Genomic DNA, 21330 nt, shown 5'->3' on the forward strand with positions numbered 1-21330 from the left:
TGACAGATTCTCGGGCACCTGCTCTAAAGCCGGCATGGCAGGCGAATTCGGCACTTCCGGTTACAGTGATGCCTTAGTCATCCTGGGTGCGGCCGGAATCGTCATCCCGGCCTTCGCCCGACTCCGCATCACGCCGGTCATCGGGTTCATCATGGTCGGAATGATCGTCGGTCCCGCCGGTTTGGGTGGGCTGACCGACGAAATCCCGTGGCTGAATTACCTTACTATTTCCACTCCCGAAGCGATCGATCCGTTCGCGGAACTGGGCATTATCCTCCTCCTGTTCGCGATCGGGCTTGAACTGAGTTTCAGGCGACTGGTCGCCATGCGGAAGATGGTGTTTGGCATCGGCGCCGCGGAGCTGATCGGTAGCGCCGTCCTGATCGGCGGAGCTTTGTACGTGATGGGTCAGCCCGCGGCGAGCGCTGCCTCCCTTGGGTTTGCGCTGGCCATGTCATCAACAGCACTGGTCTTGCCGATCGCCGGGACGACCAGCCCAGTCGGGCGCGCGGCGCTCGCCATGCTGCTGTTCGAGGACCTCGCCCTCGTCCCCTTGCTGTTCCTCTTCGGAACAGCCGCAGCCGGCGCAGCTTCCGGACTGGTGGATGTTGTTTGGAAGGGCGCACTCGTCATCGCGGGCCTCTTGCTGATTGGACGGCTGGTCCTTCCGGCGCTTTTTGCACAGGCAGCGCGCACCAAGAGCCCTGAACTCTTCCTCGCCGTCAGCTTGTTGGTCGTCATTCTCGCCAGCATCGCGACGGGCGCCGTCGGCCTTTCGCCGATTCTCGGCGCGCTCATCGCAGGCGTCCTGATCGCCGAAACCGAATATCGAAGCGAGGTCGAAGTGGTGACCGCGCCATTCCGCGGCCTCGCTCTCGGCATCTTCCTGATCACCGTCGGTATGCGCATTGATTTCCGCCAGCTGGCTCAAATCTGGCCGGAGCTGCTCGTGGCGCTGGCAGGTGTACTGTTGGTCAAAGCGCTGGTCACCGGCACATTGCTTCGCCTCAGTGGCTCGCGAGAGGGCGTCGCGGCGGAAACCGGCCTCCTGATGGCTTCACCGTCGGAAACGACGCTCATCCTCCTCGGAGCAGCCGCCGCAACCGGCGTTGTCGCACAGGATACGGCAACCTTCTGGCAGGCGGCGACGGCCGTCGGACTCACCATAACCCCCTTGCTCGCAAAACTCGGTCGTCTCGCGGCAAGACGGGTCGATCCGCAGGCGATGGATATGCCTGACAATGAAGCCGCAAAGGGTCGCACGATCATCTTCGGGTTCGGCCGGGTCGGCAGAATGGTCGCCGACATGCTGCGCGAGCACGGACGCCCCTATCTCGCGGTCGACAGCGACATCGACAATGTCATGGCCTCACGAGAAGGAGGCTATACGATCCTGTTCGGTGATGTCGCCCGAAGCGAGCTGGTCGAAAAGCTCCACCTCGGCCACGCGGCGGCGCTCGTGCTGACCATGGACGATCCGGTGCTCGTGGCGCGCCTCGCCCGCCGCCTCCGAAACTCGTTCCCGCAGCTGGCCATCATAGCCCGAGCAAGGGACACGGATCATGCGGCCAAGCTCTACGAGGCCGGCGTGACCGATGCAGTGCCCGAAACGCTGGAGGCCTCGCTTCAGCTCTCCGAAGCCGTGCTTGTCGACATCGGCGTGGCGATGGGACCGGTGATCGCCAGCATCCACGAGAAACGGTCGGAACTTCGCTCCGAGATCATGGCCCAGGCGGAAATGGAAGCGGAACCACGTCTCGGCCGCCGGCGGCTACGTGATGCCGGTTAGGCTTCCGACACCGGCTCGAAGCGGAGCACGCCCGCCGTGTAGGTCCTGTGCTCCGGATTATCGCCAGGATGCCGTTGCCCGTCGAAGACCACTACCTCGGCAAAATCGAATGGCGAGACACCTTCGAGGCAAGCCACATTGACCCCGAGCTGGTCTGGGCTCGAGCGCCGCTTGTGGTGCGTGTAGATCCCGCAGGTGGTGCAGAAGTGATGCTCGGCAGTCTTCGTGTTGAAGCGATAGGTCGCGAGCTTCTCCTCACCCTCGGTGATCCGGAAATGCTCGTCCGTTGACGTCACCGCGATCGCGCCGCGCATCCGGCAGATACTGCAGGTGCAGCGCCTCGCGGAAGAAAAACCGAACGGCAGTGTCGTTGTGAACTTCACCGCGCCGCAGTGGCACGAACCGTCGAGCGTAAGCGGTTCGCTGGCTGCGGTGTCGATCACGCTGCAACCTTCTCCAGCGCGTCCCTCACCGCCTCGATCGCCTCCTTGGCCCTTGAGCCCTCCGGGCCGCCTCCTTGGGCCATGTCGGGACGGCCGCCGCCACCCTGCCCGCCGAGTGCTTCAACGGCGGCCTTTACCAGGTCAACGGCACTGATGTGGCCGGCTAGATCGTCGGTGACTCCCACGGCAACACTGGCACGGCCTTCGTTGACAGCCACGAGAGCCGCGACGCCCGAGCCGATGCGCTGCTTCATCGCATCAACAGTCGAGCGCAAGTCCTTGGGATTCAGTCCGTCCACCACCTGGCCGAGGAACTTGTGGCCGTTCACCTGCTCTGGACCGGCCTCGTCGGACTTGGCTGAGCCGCCGCCCATTGCCAGCGCCTTCTTCGCATCGGCGAGTTCGCGCTCGAGGCGCCGTCGATCCTCGACCAGCGACGCTATGCGCGCGGGCACTTCGTCCGGAGACGATTTCAGCGTGGCCGCTGCCTCGCGAAGCTTGGCGTCACGACCGACAAGCCACTGCCTAGCGGCCTCGCCCGTCAGGGCTTCGATACGGCGAACGCCGGATGAGACGGCGCTCTCGCTGATGATCTTGAACAGCTGGATATCACCCAGCGCCCGAACATGCGTGCCACCGCAGAGCTCGACCGAATAATCGGCCTCCGGAGTGCGGCCCATGGAGAGAACCCGGACCTCGTCGCCGTACTTCTCACCAAACAAGGCCATGGCCCCGGCCTCGATCGCTTTATCCGGAGTCATCAGACGCGTCGTGACCGCCTCATTCCCGCGAATCTGTGCATTCACATCGGCCTCGACCTGCTCGATCTCATCACGTGACAGCGCCTTGGGATGCGAAAAGTCGAACCGGAAGTAATCCGGCGCGACCAGGCTACCCTTCTGCGTCACGTGAGTTCCGAGCCGGTGGCGCAGTGCCGCATGAAGCAGGTGCGTCGCGCTATGGTTGGCGCGCACGCGATTGCGGCGATCAGCGTCCACCGATTGGTGGATTGTCTCTCCGACCGTCAGTTCGCCTGCGGCAACCCTGGTTCGCAACACATGAAGACGTCCTAGAGGCTTAATTGTATCCTTAACTTCGCCCTGGAAGCCTTTGAGTGTGGTTAGTTTTCCGGTGTCGCCGATTTGCCCGCCACTCTCGCCGTAGAAGGGCGTCTGATTGGGAACCAAATCCACCGTTTCACCGATCTCGGCGCTTTCAACGCGCTTGCCGTCCTTAACGATCGTCAGGACAACGCCCTCGCCTTCGTCGCCGGAATAGCCGGTGAACTCAGTGCTTCCGAACTCCTCGGCAATGTCGAACCAGAGATCATCTGAAGCGCGATCGCCCGAGCCCCTCCAGGCGGCACGGGCGGCCGCTTTCTGCTGCGCCATGGCCGTGTCAAAGCCCTGGCGATCCACGCCCAGCCCGCGGGCACGCAGCGCATCCACTGTGAGGTCGTAAGGGAAGCCGTAAGTGTCGTAGAGCTTGAACGCGGTCTCGCCCGGGAGCGTGCCACCCTCGGCAAGGTCTCCCGTCGCCTCGTCGAGAAGGCGCAAGCCGTTCGCCAGAGTCTGACGAAAACGCGTCTCTTCCTGTGCCAGGGTCGCCTCGATAAGTGGCTGCGCACGGACTAGTTCCGGGTAGGCAGCGCCCATTTCCGCGACGAGCGCCGGAACGAGCCGATGCATCAGCGGCTCCTTGGAGCCAAGCAGGTGCGCATGGCGCATCGCTCGGCGCATGATGCGGCGAAGGACGTAGCCCCTGCCCTCGTTCGCCGGCAGGACGCCGTCGGCCACCAGGAAGCCCGAAGCGCGAAGATGATCGGCGATCACCCGATGGCTCGCCTGCCGGTCCCCCTCGGCCCGCGTCTTCGTCAGCTCTTCGCTGGCCTCGATCAACGCACGGAACATGTCCGTATCGTAATTGTCATGCACACCCTGAAGCACCGCAGATACGCGCTCCAAGCCCATGCCGGTGTCGATGCTCTTCTTCGGCAACTCCGAAACGATCTCCCCCGCCGCCTGCTCGAACTGCATGAAGACGAGGTTCCAGATCTCGACGAAGCGATCGCCGTCCTCGTCAGGGCTGCCCGGGGGTCCACCCGCGATGTGATCGCCATGGTCGTAGAAGATCTCGGAACAGGGACCGCAAGGACCATCGTCGCCCATGGCCCAGAAGTTGTCCTTGGTCGGAATGCGGATGATCCGGCTGTCCGGGAGGCCGGAGATCTTCTTCCAAAGGTCGAAGGCTTCGTCGTCGGTGTGATAGACCGTCGCGGTCAACCGGTCTGCACTTATTCCCCATTCCCTGGTGATCAGGTTCCACGCGAGCTCGATTGCGCGATCCTTGAAATAATCGCCGAACGAGAAATTCCCGAGCATCTCGAAGAAAGTGTGGTGCCGGGCCGTGTAGCCGACATTGTCGAGATCGTTGTGCTTACCGCCGGCGCGGACGCACTTCTGGGAACTGCTCGCGGTCGAGTACGGCTTGGTCTCCAGCCCCGTGAAGACGTTTTTGAACGGCACCATGCCCGCGTTGACGAACATCAGCGTGGGGTCGTTCTGCGGCACCAGCGGCGCCGAGGGCACTCGCGCGTGTCCGTTCTTCTCGAAATAGTCGAGGAAGGAGCGGCGGATGTCGTTCGTCGAGGTCATGTTGAGCGGCATGTAAATGGGCTGCTGCACTGCGGCAAGGAGCCGCCGCTAGACAGCGCACTGCCGAGTGCTAGCTTTCCCGCGGGGAGATTTGCTCGATGAGATATTACGCGCTCGCGTTCCTGACGGCTGCCTCGGCGCCGGCCCTTGCCCAGATGGACATACACCAGGGCCATTCCATGAAAGAAGCAACGGCCAAACAGACTGTCCTGCTGGAAGGTTACGGCTCCGGAGGCTTTCCGATCTCAACGGCTAATCGCCAGGCGCAAGCCTTCTTCGACAACGGAATGCAGCTCGCCCATGCCTTCGCGCACAAGGCTGCGGTCGAGGCGATGCAGGAAGCGGTGCAGCTCGACCCGAAGTGCGCGATGTGCCTGTGGGGTGAGGCATGGGCCGACGGGCCGACGATCAACTTCAACAAGACCGAGGACGAGGTCGCGAAGCTTAAGGAATTGGCCGACAAGGCCGCCGAACTCGCGAAGGACCACGGCACCGAGCGCGAGAGAGCGCTCATTCATGCTCTGCAACTGCGATACAAGAATGGTGGCGGCGGCAAGGATGGCGACCTCCATTTCGCAAAGGCGATGGCCGCGCTCGCGAGCAAATACCCGGACGACAATGAAATCGCGGTGATCGCCGCGGACGCCTGGCTGATGACGCACGCCGAGACCGACGAAGACTGGAAGCTCAATGCCGGGCTGGCGATCCCGCTTCTCGAAGGAGTCCTGAAGCGCAAACCGGACGATACCCCGGCAATCCATTTCTACATTCACGCGACCGAAATTGCCGGGCACCCGGAGCTGGCGGAGCCTTATGCGGACAAGCTTGCAGCTCTGGCACCGAACGCCAGTCATCTCGTCCACATGCCCTCGCACACCTATTACTGGGTCGGCCGATACGAGGATGCGGCCAAGGCAAACATGCGCGCCGTCGAGATCGGAATCGACAATGCCAAGAGACTCGGCCTGCCCGAGCCTGCTGGCGTGTGGGGACTGCCCTATCACTCGCACAACGTGACATTCGGGCTTGGAGGAGCGCTCGAGGCGGGCGATGCGGATATCGGACTGCGGTTGGGCAGACCACTGGTCGCCCGGGCGCAAGTCCAGAAGGAAGGTGGGCCGTACAGCCAAATGATCTCGGGCAACGGCTATTACGCACTGGCGCGCTTTGCCGAGCCAAAGGAGGTCCTGGCCTTGCCAGAGCCCAAGCTACCTTTCCTCAACGCGGCCTGGCATTACGCGCGTGGCGAGGCATTCGCCAAGCTGAACAACATTGATGGTCTCCGCAAGGAAGCGGCCGCGATCCGTGGCGTCTCCGGAGAGCTAAGCAAGGATGACGGCTCGCTCCAGGCGCAAACAATGACGTACATCGCCCGGAATGTCCTCGCCGGCCGGGCAGCGATGATGGCGGGCCGCCCCGACGAAGCGGAAATTGCTTTCGCGCAAGCCGCAGAAATGCAGGAAAGCAACGATTTCTCGTCTGTCTCGGACCCTCCAGCATGGCACTATCCGGTTCGCCGGGACTTGGCGCTCGCCTTGTTGCAGCAGAATGACGTGGCTGGGGCGCGCCGCGAAGCCGCAGCGGCACTGAAGTACCGCCCCAAAGATCCGGGAACCCTGACGTTGTTGTCCAAGCTTGAGGCGCGCTCGGACGCCCGCTAGGCGCTGCAAATGGCGAGACGACCGAAGTCGAATATTCCCCGCTACAAGCGCAGGCGTACGAGCAAGCGCTCCCCGTTCGGACGCATTGTCGGATTCATCGTCAAACTGGTGCTGATTTTCGTGATCGGCTCGGTGCTTTGGGTTCTCGCCTACCGGTTCGTGAACCCGCCGATCACGGCCACCATGCTCGGCGACCTGGTCGCAGGTCGCGGCGCCACTCGCGACTGGATGAGCATCGAAGAGATTGACCGCGACATGGTTCGCGCAGCTATCGGTGCTGAAGACAGCAAGTTCTGTTCGCATAATGGGTTCGACGTCGAAGCCATTGAAGATGCTATGAAACGCAACGCATCCGGGGGCCGGATTCGGGGCGGCTCGACGATCAGCCAACAGACCGCGAAGAACGCCTTCCTCTGGCAGGGCGGCGGCTATTTCCGCAAAGGCCTGGAAGCTTGGTTCACGCTGCTGATGGAAAATCTCTGGCCAAAGCGCCGGATCATGGAGGTCTATCTCAACCTCGCCGAGACCGGGATCGGCACCTACGGAGTTAACGCGGGGTCGCAGCGCTACTTCGATCATGACGCTAGCGCGATGAGCCGGACCGAGGCTGCACGGATCGCGGCCGTCCTTCCGCTGCCGAAGAAGCGCGGCGCGGTCGCTCCAAAGGGCTTCACCAGACGCTACGGGAATTCGATAAGCTCACGGATCAGCATCGTCGCACGCGATGGCCTCGACGCCTGCGTTTATCAGGACATCATACCACCGAAGGAAAAGACGCCGCCGGCCACCGCGAAGCCGCAGAAGCAACTTCCGGGCGAGGAATTCGAGAGCGCGAAGCCGCTTCCTCCGCTAAATGAAGCGGTCGACGAACTGCCACCTGAGTCGCAAGAGCCCCTGGCCACAAACCAGCTCTCACCGGCTTCAGAAACGCAGTCCGTGGCAAACCAGGCGACGCCTCCCGAGCCAGGGAACGTGGAAGCCCCGCCTCCGCCGGTCGGTCAGTAGCTTAATTCGTTGATCGCCTGGCCTTTTGCGTTCGGCAGAGGAACGCCGGGCTGTAGCCCTCCGTTCATGCCGCGAACCCAAAACGGAGGACATGTGATGGCTACACGTACTCAGAGTCGATCCTCATCCAGCAATCGTTCCGCAAGCGGCGGATCGGGTGGAAGCGAGAACGGCCGGACCCAGTCGAGAAATCGCACCGCCATCAACCGAAGCGCCTTTTCATGGACCGACAACGCTGGCCCACTGCTGGGCGCTGCATTCGCCGGTGCAGCGATCGGCTTTGCAGCCAACTACGGCCGCAAGTTCCTGATGCAGGGCCTTGAAGCGGCTGCCGGCGATTGGGACCAGATCCTCGCCGCGGAACATGAGGTGGCGCTCGGCATCTTCGACAAGATGCTCGAAACCGACGAAACGCAGACCTGGAAGCGCAGCATGCTTCTAATGAAGCTTACCCATGCGCTCGACAAACATGCGCACCAGGAAGAGATGGTCGTCTATCCGGCGCTCCGCGAGGCGAACATGGCTGTCAATGCGGACGAACTCGAAGGCGAGCACGGCTACATCAAGACTTTCATTTACGAACTGAAGAACATGGGGCCCGAGGCTCCGAACTGGCTTGAAAAGGTCCGGGAGTTCCGAGCACTGGTTTCCAAGCATGCGCACATGGAGGAAGAAGAGGTCTTTCCATCCTTCAAGCAGAGCATGACTGACGAGCAGAACGCCAAGGTTACCGGCCTGGTGAACGCCGACGGTTTCTGGATGGCGTGAAGACTAGCCGACGAGGGCGAGTCTCGGCGGTTCCTGAACGGAAAGGTCGACACTCCCCTCGCCGGTAATTCGCTGGATGCGTGCCTGGAGCTCGGCGTCGAGCGCGAAATCGCGGCCAGCGATCACCACTGCTTCTCCGCCCTTTGAAAGAGGGAGCAGCAGGCGAACGACTCCGCCTCCGCCATGCGCTCCGGCAAGCTCATGCGCGATCGCAGGCACTAGCAGGGGCGAAGAGACCCGCACTTCCATCTGCAGACGAGTCCGCTTGGCAAGACCCTCCAGCGGCTGGAATCGCTTGATCGCCACCCGAGGAATTTCGTCTCCGGGACGCTTGTCGAGTTCTACCGTCAGTAGGCCGCACGTTCCGGCGCGGGCTGCAGCCTCGATGGCGGCGCTGGCTTCATCGTCAAAAATGCTGGCCTGGAACTGGCCGGACGAGTCGCTCAAAGTGGCCATGAGGTAGCGGCGGCCCTTCGCAGACGTCCGCCAGCGCGCTTCCTCGACGAGGCCCGCCATGACCGCGCCCGCGCGACCTTCCGCCGGCATCGGGATATCGGCGAGCTGCGCAAAGGTCTTCGCCTTGTTCGCTTCCAGCAGGTGGCGGTGCGCGTCGACGGGATGGGCGGAGAAGTAAAAGCCGAAGGAATCCCGCTCGGCCGCCATTCGCTGCGCAAGCGACCATTGCTCGACCTTGGCGAGTCGGATCGGGGCGACCGAGGCCTGGCTGCCTCCGAACAAACCGTGCTGACCGCTCGTGCGCTGTTCCGCGGCGCTAGCCGCGTGAGCAAGGATGGTCTCGGCAGATGCAAAGACGGCCGCGCGGTCAGGAGCGATGGCGTCGAATGCGCCAGCGGCCGCAAGGCTCTCGATCTGCCGGCGATTGAGAAGGCGCGGATCGATGCGTTCCGCGAAATCGTCCAGCGACTTGAACGGCCCCCTCTCCTCGCGCTCGGCCACCAGCGCTTCCATGGCCTTTTCGCCGACGCCCTTGAGCGCGCCGAGGGCGTAGCGGACCTTGCCGTCCGCGACGGAGAAGGCGGCCTCGCTCGCGTTGATGCAAGGCGGCAAGCACTCGACTTCGCCTCGACGCATGTCTTCGACGAACAGCGCGAGCTTGTCCGTCTGCGTCATGTCGAAGCTCATCGACGCCGCGTAGAATTCGGGTCTGTGATGCGCCTTCAGCCAGCCCGTATGATAGGCGACCAGCGCGTATGCGGCGGCGTGCGACTTGTTGAAGCCGTAGCCTGCGAACTTGTCGATCAAGTCGAACAATTCCGATGCCTTCGCCGACGTGATGTTGTGCGAAGCACAGCCTTCGACGAAGCGGGCGCGCTGCGCGTCCATCTCCGACTGGATCTTCTTGCCCATGGCACGGCGCAGGAGATCCGCTTCGCCGAGCGAATAGCCAGCGAGCACCTGCGCCGCCTGCATGACCTGTTCCTGATAGACGAAGATGCCGTACGTTTCCTTGAGCACCTCCTCGAGCATCGCGTGCGGATATTCGATCGCCGCGCGCCCGTTCTTGCGGTCCCCGAATAGCGGAATGTTATCCATCGGGCCGGGCCGGTAGAGCGACACGAGCGCGATGATGTCGCCGAAGCTTGTCGGGCGGACGGCCGCGAGCGTCCGGCGCATGCCCTCCGATTCCAGCTGGAAAACGCCGACGGTGTCGCCCCGCTGGAGGAGCTCGTAGACCTCTTCATCGTCCCAGGTGAGCGCCGAGAAATTGACGCTCACGCCCTGCTCGCCGAGCAGCCGCTCGGCCTCCTTGAGGACGGACAATGTCTTGAGACCGAGGAAGTCGAACTTCACCAGGCCCGCAGCCTCGACATATTTCATGTCGAACTGCGTGACCGGCATGTCCGACCGGGGATCGCGATACATCGGGACAAGGTCGTCGAGGCGCCGGTCGCCGATCACCACACCCGCAGCGTGAGTGGAGGCGTGGCGTGGCAGGCCCTCCAGTTTCATCGCAAGATCGATGAGGCGGCGTACGTCGGAATCGCCTTTGTACTCGGCCGCCAGCTCCGAGACGCCGTTCAACGACCGTTCTAGGGTCCACGGGTCGGTCGGATGGTTCGGGATCATCTTCGCGATCCGGTCGACATGGCCGTAGCTCATCTGGAGCACGCGCCCCGTATCCTTGAGCACCGCGCGCGCCTTCAGTCGCCCGAAAGTGATGATCTGCGCGACCCTATCGCGACCGTACTTCTGCTGGACGTAGGAGATCACCTCGTCGCGCCGTGTTTCGCAGAAGTCGATGTCGAAGTCCGGCATCGAGACGCGTTCAGGATTGAGGAATCGCTCGAACAGCAGGTTCAGCGCGAGCGGGTCGAGGTCGGTAATCGTAAGCGCCCACGCGACCACCGAGCCCGCGCCAGAGCCACGGCCCGGCCCCACCGGGATGTCGTGCGCCTTCGCCCATTTGATGAAATCGGCGACGATCAGGAAGTAGCCCGCGAACCCCATGCGGGTGATGACGTCGATCTCGAAATCGAGCCGTTCGCGGTAGCTTTCCTTCTCCTCGTCGGTCCGGCCCGTCAGTCGCGAATCGAGGCCCGCATGCGCGTCAGCCCGAAGTTGCTCGTCCTCGTGATCCGACAGCCGCGGCAGGATAGGCCTACGCTTCGGAGCGCCGACAGAACAACGCTGAGCTACAATCGCCGTGTTCGCCAAGGCCTCGGGCAGGTCGACGAACAGCTCGGCCATCGCCGCTGAATCCTTGAGCCAGGCTTCCGGCGAGGACGTGTGGCGATCGTTGCTCTCGATGTAGGCCGACTGGGCGATGCAGAGCATGGCATCGTGGGCGGCGTGGAAGCTTGGATCGGAATAGGCGGCTGGATTGGTTGCGATGAGCGGGAGGTCCCGTTCGTAGGCAAGCTCGATCAGTGCTTCCTCGGACGCTTCCTCGACCGGATCGTTCCGGCGGATGATTTCCACATATAGCCGATCGGTAAAGCATGCGTGCAGGCGATCGAGATAGGTCGCTGCCTTGCCCTTCTGGTTTTCCGACAGAAGCCGGGCGAGCGCGCCTTCCGAGCCTGCGGTCATTGCGATGAGGCCATCGCTCATCGCTTCCAGAGCCGAGAAGGGCACGTGCGGATCGAGTTCGACCGGGCGATCGAGATGGGCCGACGAAACCAGGTGGCAGAGGTTCGAATAACCCTGCTCGTCCTTCGCCAGCAGGACCAACCAATCGACCGCGCTTCCCATCTGGGACGGTCGGGCGACAGCGAGCATTGCGCCAACAATAGGCTGTACACCCTTTGCTACGCAGGCTTCTGTAAACGCCATGGCCGCATAGAGCCCGTTGCGATCAGTCAGCGCGACGGCCGGGAAGCCCAGCTTCGCGGCGCGCTCCGCGATGACTTTCGGCTCCATCGCCCCTTCCAGCATCGTGAAGGAGGAAAAGATGCGAAGCGGAACGTACGGCTGAGTCACACTCGAACTATGGCGCTCCGCGGCACGATTGGAAGGCTCGCAGCCCCCGCTTTCCACAGATTATTTGGGAATTGCGACGGGCTTATATGTGAAGTCGAAAAATGGCTGCCAGGTCACGCCTTTGTTGGTCGAGATTTGGCCTTGTTGACGCACCGCCCCACCTTCTAGGCGGCTGTACGTCATTCGGACCAGGCTCTCTTCTCCCGGTTTGCGAGCGCCCTTCCAGGAACCGGTCAGCACCATCTTTCCGTCCACCAGGTCTCCTTCGAACAAGACCCGCGCATTCGCTGCGTCCATCCAGACCTGGTGCCAATGACCGTCTTCCGGGTCGTATGTGTTGAGGCTTCCACCGGCTGTCCCAGTCAGCGGCGTCCAGTTCTCGCGAATGACGCACCCGCCGTAGAGGTTCTCGACTACGCTTCGCGCGACCAACCTGTCCTGCCCGGTTGGAAAAACATCCCATGTGCCGACCCAGAAATCGAACTGCCGGTGCTGCGGGGTCTTGCAACCGGACGCAACCTGGGCCGCCGAAACTGACGGAAGCGCCAAGGCCGCAATTCCAGCTATCATCAAGTAACGAATGGGAATCACGGACCCTTCTCCACTGATTGCAGAAGCGCCCAGTTCGTCAAATCTGACAAGCCCAAATCGACGAAACGCTAATGCTGCGGAGTCCACCTGCCGAGCATGATGTCGCGGATTTCGCGCATGCGCCCTCGATAAGTCTCGGCGATGCAGTCGTTGCTCGTGCAGCGGTCCCGATAGATCAGGAAGGAATCACGCGTGCGGGTCAGCAAGCCCCGCTGCTTTGCGTCGGCTTCCGACATTGCGCTTCCGAACTGCGCCGCCATGCGGCGATCGAGGATCGCAAGCCGGTAATCATTGCAGACCGCCACTTCGCCGCTCGTCTTGGCATTGGAGCAGTTGAAGCTCGGAGTGACGGTCGCGGCATTCGAAGCGTCCGCGCCTTCCGACTGCTCTACGGGCGGAAGCACTTCCACCGAATTGTCCGGTTCCGCGGGTGCAACTTCATTTGCGTTGGGCGGCAGCAAATCGCTTGTGCGCGCGTCCGCAGTTCGTGCGAGCGTCGTGAGGGGCGTAATGATCTCATCGGCGTTGGAGACGGTCACCGCAGCGCCATCAACGGTGTAGAGAATGTCCGCGCCGAGCGAACGACGACCGCCCGCAACAGCAACCCCAGGCGGAAGGTCGAGCGTGAGTGTGCCGTTACAGGTTACGCTTCCCCCGCTTTCATCGCGTAAGACTGGCGCTTCCATCCGCACTGTCGAAAAGGATGCGATCTTGTCAAACGCCTCCTGGTCGCTGCCTCGGGCCGCTGCCGCCTGACGGAACAGCTCGCGCTTGATCTGATCGTATGTCGTTTGGCTTCCGCAGCGTTCCGAAGGCTCTTCACTGGATAACGTAACCTGGTTGCCGGTCAGGCGATCGTCTTCGCTCGACCGGTTGCCCATCACGATCATGATGACGATGAGCAGGACCAGCGCTCCGAGCGCAATTGTGGCAAGAACTGTGGGGTTTACGCGTTGCATCGGGCCGCTAACGCGCCCGTCGTCTTCCGGCTCCACTATCCAAGCAGTCCCTCGTGGAGCCGAACCACTCGGTCCATCTTTGCGGCGAGGCGCTCATTATGGGTTGCCACAAGGGCGGCACTACCCTCCCCCCGCACCAGACCAAGGAACTCGGCAAGGACCGTATCGGCGGTTGCCTCGTCAAGGTTCCCGGTCGGCTCGTCGGCGAGGACGAGCGGCGGCTTGTTGGCGAGCGCCCGCGCAACGGCGACCCGCTGTTGCTCGCCTCCGGAAAGCTTCGAAGGCCGGTGATCGAGACGAGCGCCAAGGCCAAGCGCTGTCAGCAATTGCTCCGCGCGACCCAGGGCAGCCTCGGTTTCGGCACCGTGGATTAGCTGCGGAAGGACGACATTCTCACGCGCGTTGAACTCGGGCAGCAGGTGGTGAAACTGGTAGACGAAGCCCAGCGCGTTTCGGCGAAGCTCCGTCCGACCTTCGTCGTTGAGCGACGCGGCCTCCCTACCCGCGATCCGGATCGAACCTTCGAAGCCGCCCTCGAGCAGGCCCACGGCCTGCAGCAGCGTCGACTTCCCAGACCCCGACGGGCCGAGCAGCGCCACAATCTCGCCGGGCTGCACATCGAGATCGACTCCACGGAGCACCTCGATCGTCACGTCGCCCTGCGTGAAGCTGCGCTTCAACCCGCGCGTCGAAAGGACCGGTTCACTCATAGCGAAGCACCTGCACCGGGTCGGTGCTCGCCGCCTTCCATGCCGGATAGAGCGTCGCGAGGAAGGACAGGATCAGCGCGATCAATATGATCGCCGTCACCTCGAATGGATCGGTCTTCGATGGCAGTTCTGACAGGAAGCGCACAGACGGGTCCCAAAGATTCTGCCCCGTGATCAGTTGGATGAAGTCCACGACCGCCTGGCGGAAGAAGAGGAAGATGGCCCCGATGATGATCCCGAGCACGATCCCAAGAGAGCCGATCGTAACTCCGACGGTCACGAAGACCTTCATCATGCTTCGCCGGCTCGCCCCCATGGTCCGGAGGATGGCGATGTCACGGGTCTTGGCGCGCACCAGCATGATCAGCGATGACAGGATGTTGAAGACGGCGACCAGGACGATCAGCGACAAGACGACGAACATCGCGACGCGCTCTATCTCCAGCGCTTCGAACAAGGCCGAGTTCATCTGCTGCCAGTCGACGATGATCCCGCGCCCCTGAACCAGCGGTCCAAGCGGGGCGAGGATGATACGGGCTTTGTCCGGATCGCTCGTCTGGATTTCGACCATGCCGACCTGATCGCCAAGCATCAGCAATGTCTGCGCATCCTGCATCGGCATGACGACGAACGCCTTGTCGTAGTCGTAGACGCCGACTTCGAAGATCGCTCCGACCTGGTACGACACTATGCGCGGGACCGTCCCGACAACCGTCGACCGGCCTTCGGGGCTGATCAGGCTGATCTCGCTTCCGACATAGGCACCAAGCGTCTCGGCAAGACGCGATCCGATCGCGACTCGATTGCTGCCCGGCGTGATCGAGGCGATGCTTCCGGACTTCACGTTCTGGGTGATGACCGGGTTGTTGCGGATATCCTGAAGCCGCATTCCGCGGACGAGAACGCCTTCGACGCGCCCGTTTGCCGAAGCCATCAAAGGCTGCTCGATCAATGGCGTTGCCGAGGTGACTCCAGGCAACTTGCGCGCCTCGTCGGAAATCTGCTGCCAATTGGTCAGGCGGCCCTCATAGCCTTGCACGATCGCATGCCCGTTGAGGCCGACGATCTTGTCGAACAGCTCCGCGCGGAAACCGTTCATCACGCTCATGACTATGATGAGGGCAGCAACACCGAGTGCGACGGCGAACAGGCTTATTGAAGCGACGAGGAAGATGAACCCCTCGCCCTTGCCGGGAAGCAGGTATCGGCGAGCGACCGTGCGCTCGTACCGGTTGAGGATCATTCGGACATTCTCGCGAGGGCGGATTCCACGCTCAGCTCTTGCTTCTCGCCAGATGAACGGCGCTTGAGTTCGACCGTGCCCGCGGCAATTCCGCGGGGACCGACGATGACCTGCCACGGCAGACCGATCAGGTCCATCGTGGCGAGCTTGGCCCCGCCACGCTCATCGCGGTCGTCGTAGGCGGTCTCGATGCCGGCGTTCCTGAGGTCCGTGTACAGGCCTTCCGCGGCCGCCACGCTGGGCTCGTCGTCCTGACGCATCGTGACGAGGCCAACTTTCCACGGCGCAACGCTCTCCGGCCAAATAATGCCCGCATCGTCATGGCTCGCCTCGATGATGGCGCCGACGAGGCGGGAGACGCCGACTCCGTAGCTCCCCATCATCGGAGTGACCGGCTTCCCGTCTGTGCCGGAGACTTTCAGTCCCATCGCCGCCGAATATTTGTCACCGAAGTAGAAGATGTGGCCGACCTCGATGCCACGTCCGGTGCGCTTGCGGTCGTCGGAAATCGTCGCCCAACGCGCCTCATCGTGGGTCTCGTCGGTCGCCGAGTAAGTCGAGCCAACGCGATCGAACAAGGCCTTCAGTCCTGCGGCATCGCCATACTGGAGGTCCGACTGCTGCCAGTCGAACTCTTCGAATGCGGCATCGTAAAAGACCTCGCTCTCGCCCGTCGGTGCCAAGACGATAAACTCGTGGCTCAGGTCGCCGCCGATCGGGCCCGACGCAGCTTTCATCGGCACGGCCTGAATACCCATGCGCTGGAAGGTGCGCAGATAGGCTAGAAGCTGGGTGTAGTAGCTCTGCCGCGCACCTTCTTCGTCAAGATCGAAGCTGTAAGCGTCCTTCATGAGGAACTCACGTCCGCGCATCACGCCGAAACGCGGGCGGACTTCGTCGCGGAACTTCCACTGGATGTGGTAGAGCGTGCGCGGAAGCTCACGATAGCTCTTCAGCTCGTCGCGAACGATCGCCGTGAGCATTTCCTCATTGGTGGGCCCGTAGAGCATCTCGCGATCGTGCCGGTCGCGAATCCGCAGCATTTCCGGTCCGTAAGCGTCGTAGCGCCCACTCTCGCGCCACAGGTCCGCCGCCTGGATCGTCGGCATCAGCATCTCGATCGCACCCGCGCGATCCTGCTCTTCGCGGACGATCTGCTCGATCTTCTTGAGGACCCGATACCCGATCGGCAGCCAGGCGTAGATCCCCGCCGCCGTCTGGCGGACCAGCCCTGCGCGCAGCATCAGCTTGTGGCTGACGATTTGCGCGTCCGAAGGACTCTCCTTCAGAACCGGCAAAAAATAGCGGGAAACGCGCAACTTCAGATGCCTCCAGAGGACCGTGGAGCCGGTGCCCTAGGGCGCTAAGCAACAGAGCGCAATCGGGCTCGACCCCCGGCTCGATGTTGCCGGGCAGCCACAGGGTGTGCCCAAAACCTGCCGCACATTGCTTATGCAGGTGACAAGCCACGGCGCCGCGGCATAACTTGCAGTCCTTCCGGCGGGCTGCCCCTTGGGGCCGATGTCGGAAGCTTGAGGCGACGCGCGAAAGCGGGACGCAGCAAGCATCCAAGGGGGCTGACGAGCAATCGTCACGCAGGACGCCCGGATCGCCACGCGGTCCGGGCGTTTGCGTTTCGATTGCGCACTCTTGGAAGTGAGTCGCATACGGTGGTATTGCGCCCTTAGCGCTGCTTTCAGCGCTTACACAGGAGGGCACCATGCGAACACGGTGGATGCTCGGCATGATCGTAGCGGCGGCATTGGCCGGTCCCGCTGCGCAAGCGCAGGAAACCAACGAGTCCGGTATCCGGACCGAGACGCAGGAACGTCTGCGTAGCGGCCCGCCGAAGATTGACTGGTTCAATCTGCTCGGAGCGTTGGGCCTGCTCGGGCTGCTGGGCCTTAAGAAAGAACATGGCGAGGACAGTTACCACCCGGCCTCAGTCGAATAGCGCCGACTAAAGGGGAGTTTGAAGATGCGGAATGTGACTTGCTTCCTGCTGGCCGCCGCTTTGGCATCAGCACCTGCGATGGCCCAGAACGAGCCCGCGCCTGCCAATGCGGCCGACGCGAACGCGACCATGGCCATGCCAGCCGACAATTCGATGATGGCTGGAAACGACATGGCTGCGGCCCCTGCGCCCGTCACGACGGAAGCGCCGGAACCCGCGCCGGCTCCCGCTCCGGCCCGCAAATCCGGTGGCGGACTCCCTTGGGGAGCGATCGGGCTTGTCGGGTTGATTGGGCTTCTGGGTCGCAAGCGCCGCGACTGAATCCGTCGCGGCGTGGTAGCGGAGGAGGGACTTGAACCCCCGACACGCGGATTATGATTCCGCTGCTCTAACCAGCTGAGCTACTCCGCCCCAGGAAGGCATGGTATTCGCGACCCCGCGAGGCGGGACGCCGCGGCCATATAAGTGCGCGACCAGTGTCGGTCAACGCGAGGAACCGCTTACGGACGTTCACGTTCAAGCGGCATAATCGAAAGGCACTTTGATGGACCCGTTGACCCCGCTCGAAACGCTTTGCCGGATCATTCTTCGGGCGCGGGAGTACGAGGCCCAAACGCCAACGGACTATGACGGCAACGAGACCGCCGACAATGTCGACGACGAAGAGGAAGGTACCCTTTCCGTCCTCGACGACACGATCAACGACAGTGTCGAGGAAGAGCTCAAGGCCGTCTTCGAAGATCTCGGCGAGGACCAGCTCGCGGAAGTCGTCGCATTCTGCTGGGTCGGCCAGGGAACGTACGACGTCGGCGATTGGGAAGAGGCGATGGAGGAAGCCAACGACCTTACCAAGAACGGAAGCGACGCCGCGATCGACGAACTTATGGACATGCCGATGCTTGCGTCGGTTCTCGAAGCAGGTCTCGCGGCGTTCGATCTCAGCTGCGACGGAATCGGCGAACTCAGCTAGCCCCTGAAAGAGAACTTCCGCAGGGTCTCCCAGGGACCGCCCAAATAGCGGTGCAGGCCTACGCCAGAAATGTGGATCGGCCGTCGCAAGAATTGATCGCCCAGTGCATCTATCAACGCTCGCGCCTCTCGCGGCGGCGCCTTGTTCTGGATCGTGACATGGGCTGACCAGCCCGCCGAGTCCTGAGCGGTCAGCAGTCCCCGCAGTCGCTCGGCGATCTCCGCCCGGATAGCGTCAAGTTCTTCGGACGCCACCCGAAGCGCCACTCCTCCGCCGAGATTCACGATGCTTCTGATGCACGCACGAGGAGGAGGCCGTCCGGCCATGGATTTCAGGATTTGCCGCAATTCGTCTTCAGCGGACGGTGCGATGGCGTGGAAGAGGGTCAAGTGTGCCAGCACTTGGTTCCGTTCAGCGGGATAATGGCGGCGGCGCAAGGCATCGAGCCAGGCGAAATCTTCCGGTGCAAATTCGGCAGTGACGATTAGCGGACCGGCCATTCCTTGCCCGTGATTTCCTTCAGTTCATCCACGCAATCAAGGATCAGCCTGTCGGCTTCAACCTTCGTCGCACCCCAAGGCAGCCGATGGAGCGTCTCCCCCACGCCGCCGACTCCTCCCTTCGCTACGACAACATAGTGCAGTCGACCGCTAGAGCAGCCGGCCATGCCGTCCACGCAATTGCCGACTTCATCTCCGGAATGGCTTTGAACTGGCGCCTTAAGCAGTGTCGAGACCGGGAACAGGGCTTCCCCGGGAGTGCGCTCGCTTTTCTCCGCGGCGAGCGAGGCGCCCTCCTCTATCCGCGACTGCCGCCCGAGCCAGCGCCAGACGCCGAAGAGATTCAGGCCTGTCAGCAGGATATTCGTCCACAGCAAAGCGGGCTGGTTCGTCAGGAAAGCCAGCGCCAGCCATGCCACGGAACCGACGGTAAAGACCGCGAAGCCATAACCGGTGATTCGAGAGCCGAGATTCGATGCCGTTACCAACGCCGCTGTAACCGTCGCGATCGTTGCCATCCAACCGATGAGATCTTCCATGGCTGCCGCAACACACGATCAGCCGCGAGGTTCAGATTTCGACCTGGCTTCCCAGTTCGACGACGCGGTTGGTCGGCAGCTTGAAGAACTCCATCGCGCTTTCCGCATTGCGAAGCATCCAGGAGAAAAGCTTCTCGCGCCAGATCGCCATGCCTGGGCGCGACGAGGCAATCAGCGTCTGCCGGGCGAGGAAGAAGCTCGTATCCATCATCTTGCAGGCGGGTCCGCAGCCTTCGAGCTTCGACAACTCGGCCGGAATGTTGACCTCTTCCATGAAGCCGTAGTGGATGATCACGCGATAGAAGCCCGCGGAATAATCCTGCGTCTCCGCGCGCTTTTCCTCGGACACGTAAGGCACGTCCTGAATTTTCACGGTTAGCAGGATCACCCGCTCATGAAGGACCTTATTGTGCTTCAGGTTGTGCAAAAGCGCATGGGGCACGCCGCTTGCGGAGCTGGTCATGAAGACCGCGGTTCCGGGCACGCGGGTTGCGCTGGTAGCCGCCGACTTGATGAAGATTTCCATGGGCAGGCTGGCTTCGTCCATCCGCGCCAAAAGGAGCTGGCGGCCCTTCGCCCAGGTGGTGAGCAAAGTGAAGGCAATCGCCCCGATGAGGAGCGGGAACCAGCCCCCGGCGGGGATCTTCAGCAGGTTCGCGCCGAGGTAGAGACCATCGACCGTGAAGAAGAGCGCTAGGAGACCGATCGCGAGGTAGCGGTTCCAATTCCACAGCTGCAGCAGCACGACGGAAATGAGGACGGCGTCGATCAGCATCGCGCCCGTAACAGCGATGCCATAGGCCGCAGCCAGGTTCGACGAGCTGCCGAACATGATCACGAGGAGGATGACCATCGTCATCAACGCCCAGTTCACGACCGGAATGTAGATCTGGCCGGCGGCGCTCTCGCTCGTATGCGCGATTCGCAAGCGCGGAACGAAGCCCAGCTGTATGGCTTGCTGGGTGACTGAAAAAGCTCCTGAAATCACTGCCTGGCTAGCTATGATGGTCGCCATGGTCGCAAGTAGGACCAGGGGCAGGCGCAGCATGTCAGGAGCGAGGTAGAAGAACGGGTTCTTGACCGTTTCCATCGCCTGCGCAGCGCCCATGTTCATGAGCATCGCGCCCTGCCCCATGTAGTTGAGCAGCAGCGCGGGCATGACGAAATAGATCCACGAAACACGGATCGGCTTGCGGCCGAAGTGGCCCATGTCCGCGTACAGCGCCTCGGCGCCGGTCACCGCGAGGACGACCGAGCCGAGCGCAATGAATGCCCGCAGCGGCTCGTCGAAAAAAAACGTGAACACGTGCACCGGGTTGACCGTTGCGAGGATCACCTGCGGACGGTCGACGATGTGCATCACGCCGAGCACGGCGATGACCGTGAAGTAGAACAGCATCACCGGACCGAACAACGCCCCCACTCTCGCCGTCCCGTGCGACTGGATCGCGAAGAGGCCAATCAGGATTCCGACTGCGATCGGAATGACGAAAGGCTGCAGCCCGGCATTGACGGTCGTCAGGCCTTCGACTGCGGACAAGACCGAGATCGCCGGGGTGATCATGGAATCGCCGTAGAAGAGCGCGGTCGCGAAGACGCCGAGAAGGACTATCCCCGCTGTCCATCTCTTCTTCCCGCCCAATTGCCGGTTGATGAGGGCCAGCAAGGCCAGGCTTCCGCCCTCGCCCTTGTTGTCGGCGCGCATAATGATGGTGACGTATTTCAGCGTCACGATGATCATCATCGACCAGAAGATCAGGCTAAGCACACCGTTGATGTGCATCTGGTCGACATGGAGGGTGTGATGACCCGCGAAGGTCTCACGGAATGCGTAGATCGGCGACGTACCGATGTCGCCAAAGACGATGCCGATCGCACCGACGGCCAGCTTGGCCATCGATCCCTGCCCGTGAGCATGCCCATGCGAATGATCTTGCGGGGCTGCTTCAGCTCCGCCGGTTGCTGTTACGCTCATGGAATCGAAAACTGCCTGGACCGACTGCGAACCCGCATTTCTGGTGCCCCCGCACCGCCGCCGGAGCAGCGGCGCGCCGCACTAGCACCAGTGAACAATGGCCGCAAACCCTGCCGTAATGTGGGGGG

Annotated in this window: 17 protein-coding genes, 1 tRNA gene and 1 pseudogene; 7 read left to right on the forward strand and 12 right to left on the reverse strand. The window is 62.4% G+C overall.

Features of this window, described 5'->3' with window-relative positions; all coding sequences use genetic code 11:
* The first annotated feature begins 34 nt into the window (after nt 1-34).
* Complete coding sequence (locus ACMC5O_RS05375; protein WP_426693382.1) at nt 35-1789, forward strand: cation:proton antiporter; 1755 nt, start codon at nt 35-37, stop codon at nt 1787-1789.
* Here ACMC5O_RS05375 and ACMC5O_RS05380 read toward each other — a convergent pair.
* Together ACMC5O_RS05380 and alaS are read right to left on the reverse strand one after the other, a co-directional pair.
* Nucleotides 1786-2232, reverse strand: a complete 447-nt coding sequence (locus ACMC5O_RS05380) for a GFA family protein (RefSeq protein ID WP_246444503.1) — start codon at nt 2230-2232, stop codon at nt 1786-1788. The genes ACMC5O_RS05375 and ACMC5O_RS05380 overlap by 4 nt on opposite strands.
* Nucleotides 2229-4886, reverse strand: coding sequence for an alanine--tRNA ligase (alaS, locus tag ACMC5O_RS05385; RefSeq protein WP_426693383.1), 2658 nt, complete (start codon nt 4884-4886; stop codon nt 2229-2231). The genes ACMC5O_RS05380 and alaS overlap by 4 nt, the downstream gene beginning before the upstream one ends.
* Before the next feature lie 98 nt (nt 4887-4984).
* Here alaS and ACMC5O_RS05390 point away from each other — a divergent pair, with 98 nt between their 5' ends.
* The 3 genes and pseudogenes from ACMC5O_RS05390 (at nt 4985) to ACMC5O_RS05400 (ending at nt 8320) form a co-directional block, all read left to right on the forward strand.
* Nucleotides 4985-6547, forward strand: a complete 1563-nt coding sequence (locus tag ACMC5O_RS05390; protein ID WP_426693384.1) for a hypothetical protein — start codon at nt 4985-4987, stop codon at nt 6545-6547.
* A 9-nt stretch (nt 6548-6556) separates the two neighbouring features.
* Nucleotides 6557-7291, forward strand: a pseudogene (gene mtgA / locus ACMC5O_RS05395) (monofunctional biosynthetic peptidoglycan transglycosylase); the annotation flags it as partial.
* 357 nt (nt 7292-7648) lie between these two features.
* A complete protein-coding gene (locus ACMC5O_RS05400) occupies nt 7649-8320 on the forward strand; it encodes a hemerythrin domain-containing protein (protein WP_187709609.1) in 672 nt (223 codons plus the stop codon).
* 3 nt (nt 8321-8323) lie between these two features.
* On the opposite strand, the gene dnaE is transcribed toward ACMC5O_RS05400, so the two are convergent.
* From dnaE to proS, 6 genes are all read right to left on the reverse strand, one after another.
* Nucleotides 8324-11761 (reverse strand): DNA polymerase III subunit alpha, encoded by a 3438-nt coding sequence (dnaE, locus tag ACMC5O_RS05405; protein WP_426693385.1) that lies wholly within the window; start codon nt 11759-11761, stop codon nt 8324-8326.
* A gap of 60 nt (nt 11762-11821) precedes the next feature.
* Entirely contained in the window at nt 11822-12352 is a 531-nt protein-coding gene (locus ACMC5O_RS05410; RefSeq protein ID WP_187709608.1) for a hypothetical protein, read from the reverse strand.
* A gap of 68 nt (nt 12353-12420) precedes the next feature.
* A complete protein-coding gene (locus ACMC5O_RS05415; protein WP_426693386.1) occupies nt 12421-13311 on the reverse strand; it encodes a lysozyme inhibitor LprI family protein in 891 nt (296 codons plus the stop codon).
* 35 nt (nt 13312-13346) lie between these two features.
* On the reverse strand, nt 13347-14021 hold the full coding sequence (locus ACMC5O_RS05420) for an ABC transporter ATP-binding protein (protein ID WP_426693387.1): 675 nt from the start codon (nt 14019-14021) through the stop codon (nt 13347-13349).
* The gene (locus ACMC5O_RS05425; protein WP_187709605.1) at nt 14014-15264 is read right to left on the reverse strand and encodes a lipoprotein-releasing ABC transporter permease subunit; all 1251 of its coding nucleotides are present in this window, start codon (nt 15262-15264) and stop codon (nt 14014-14016) included. The genes ACMC5O_RS05420 and ACMC5O_RS05425 overlap by 8 nt, the downstream gene beginning before the upstream one ends.
* Nucleotides 15261-16583, reverse strand: a complete 1323-nt coding sequence (proS, locus tag ACMC5O_RS05430; RefSeq protein WP_187709604.1) for a proline--tRNA ligase — start codon at nt 16581-16583, stop codon at nt 15261-15263. The genes ACMC5O_RS05425 and proS overlap by 4 nt, the downstream gene beginning before the upstream one ends.
* 401 nt (nt 16584-16984) lie before the next feature.
* On the opposite strand from proS, the gene ACMC5O_RS05435 reads away from it, so the two are divergent.
* Both ACMC5O_RS05435 and ACMC5O_RS05440 read left to right on the forward strand, forming a co-directional pair.
* Nucleotides 16985-17218 carry a hypothetical protein gene (locus ACMC5O_RS05435; RefSeq protein WP_187709603.1) on the forward strand — a complete coding sequence of 78 codons (234 nt, stop codon included), beginning with the start codon at nt 16985-16987 and terminating at the stop codon, nt 17216-17218.
* Between the two features lie 24 nt (nt 17219-17242).
* Nucleotides 17243-17539, forward strand: coding sequence for a WGxxGxxG-CTERM domain-containing protein (locus ACMC5O_RS05440; protein ID WP_187709602.1), 297 nt, complete (start codon nt 17243-17245; stop codon nt 17537-17539).
* A gap of 13 nt (nt 17540-17552) precedes the next feature.
* Here the strand turns inward: ACMC5O_RS05440 and ACMC5O_RS05445 are convergent.
* Nucleotides 17553-17629: transfer RNA gene (locus ACMC5O_RS05445), tRNA-Met, on the reverse strand.
* Nucleotides 17630-17762: 133 nt separating this feature from the next.
* Here ACMC5O_RS05445 and ACMC5O_RS05450 point away from each other — a divergent pair.
* A complete protein-coding gene (locus tag ACMC5O_RS05450; RefSeq protein ID WP_187709601.1) occupies nt 17763-18188 on the forward strand; it encodes a DUF3775 domain-containing protein in 426 nt (141 codons plus the stop codon).
* Here the strand turns inward: ACMC5O_RS05450 and ACMC5O_RS05455 are convergent.
* The 3 genes from ACMC5O_RS05455 to ACMC5O_RS05465 are packed head-to-tail and all read right to left on the reverse strand — an operon-like array spanning nt 18185 to nt 21202.
* Nucleotides 18185-18688, reverse strand: coding sequence for a 2'-5' RNA ligase family protein (locus tag ACMC5O_RS05455; protein WP_187709600.1), 504 nt, complete (start codon nt 18686-18688; stop codon nt 18185-18187). The two genes, ACMC5O_RS05450 and ACMC5O_RS05455, sit on opposite strands and share 4 nt — an antisense overlap.
* Nucleotides 18673-19206 carry a PRC-barrel domain-containing protein gene (locus ACMC5O_RS05460; protein WP_426693388.1) on the reverse strand — a complete coding sequence of 178 codons (534 nt, stop codon included), beginning with the start codon at nt 19204-19206 and terminating at the stop codon, nt 18673-18675. The genes ACMC5O_RS05455 and ACMC5O_RS05460 overlap by 16 nt, the downstream gene beginning before the upstream one ends.
* Before the next feature lie 52 nt (nt 19207-19258).
* Nucleotides 19259-21202, reverse strand: coding sequence for a potassium transporter Kup (locus tag ACMC5O_RS05465; RefSeq protein ID WP_187709598.1), 1944 nt, complete (start codon nt 21200-21202; stop codon nt 19259-19261).
* Nucleotides 21203-21330 lie beyond the last annotated feature (128 nt).

Source organism: Sphingomonas sediminicola, from assembly GCF_049991885.1.
Lineage (GTDB): Bacteria > Pseudomonadota > Alphaproteobacteria > Sphingomonadales > Sphingomonadaceae > Sphingomicrobium > Sphingomicrobium sediminicola.

Coding starts and splice junctions, on each gene's coding strand:
- ACMC5O_RS05460 (WP_426693388.1), bottom strand. CDS start 19,206: ATGGCAACGATCGCGACGGTTACAGCGGCGTTGGTAACGGCATCGAAT.
- ACMC5O_RS05390 (WP_426693384.1), top strand. CDS start 4,985: ATGAGATATTACGCGCTCGCGTTCCTGACGGCTGCCTCGGCGCCGGCC.
- ACMC5O_RS05400 (WP_187709609.1), top strand. CDS start 7,649: ATGGCTACACGTACTCAGAGTCGATCCTCATCCAGCAATCGTTCCGCA.
- alaS (WP_426693383.1), bottom strand. CDS start 4,886: ATGACCTCGACGAACGACATCCGCCGCTCCTTCCTCGACTATTTCGAG.
- ACMC5O_RS05375 (WP_426693382.1), top strand. CDS start 35: ATGGCAGGCGAATTCGGCACTTCCGGTTACAGTGATGCCTTAGTCATC.
- ACMC5O_RS05435 (WP_187709603.1), top strand. CDS start 16,985: ATGCGAACACGGTGGATGCTCGGCATGATCGTAGCGGCGGCATTGGCC.
- ACMC5O_RS05420 (WP_426693387.1), bottom strand. CDS start 14,021: ATGAGTGAACCGGTCCTTTCGACGCGCGGGTTGAAGCGCAGCTTCACG.
- ACMC5O_RS05440 (WP_187709602.1), top strand. CDS start 17,243: ATGCGGAATGTGACTTGCTTCCTGCTGGCCGCCGCTTTGGCATCAGCA.
- ACMC5O_RS05465 (WP_187709598.1), bottom strand. CDS start 21,202: ATGAGCGTAACAGCAACCGGCGGAGCTGAAGCAGCCCCGCAAGATCAT.
- ACMC5O_RS05450 (WP_187709601.1), top strand. CDS start 17,763: ATGGACCCGTTGACCCCGCTCGAAACGCTTTGCCGGATCATTCTTCGG.
- ACMC5O_RS05415 (WP_426693386.1), bottom strand. CDS start 13,311: ATGCAACGCGTAAACCCCACAGTTCTTGCCACAATTGCGCTCGGAGCG.
- ACMC5O_RS05455 (WP_187709600.1), bottom strand. CDS start 18,688: ATGGCCGGTCCGCTAATCGTCACTGCCGAATTTGCACCGGAAGATTTC.
- ACMC5O_RS05425 (WP_187709605.1), bottom strand. CDS start 15,264: ATGATCCTCAACCGGTACGAGCGCACGGTCGCTCGCCGATACCTGCTT.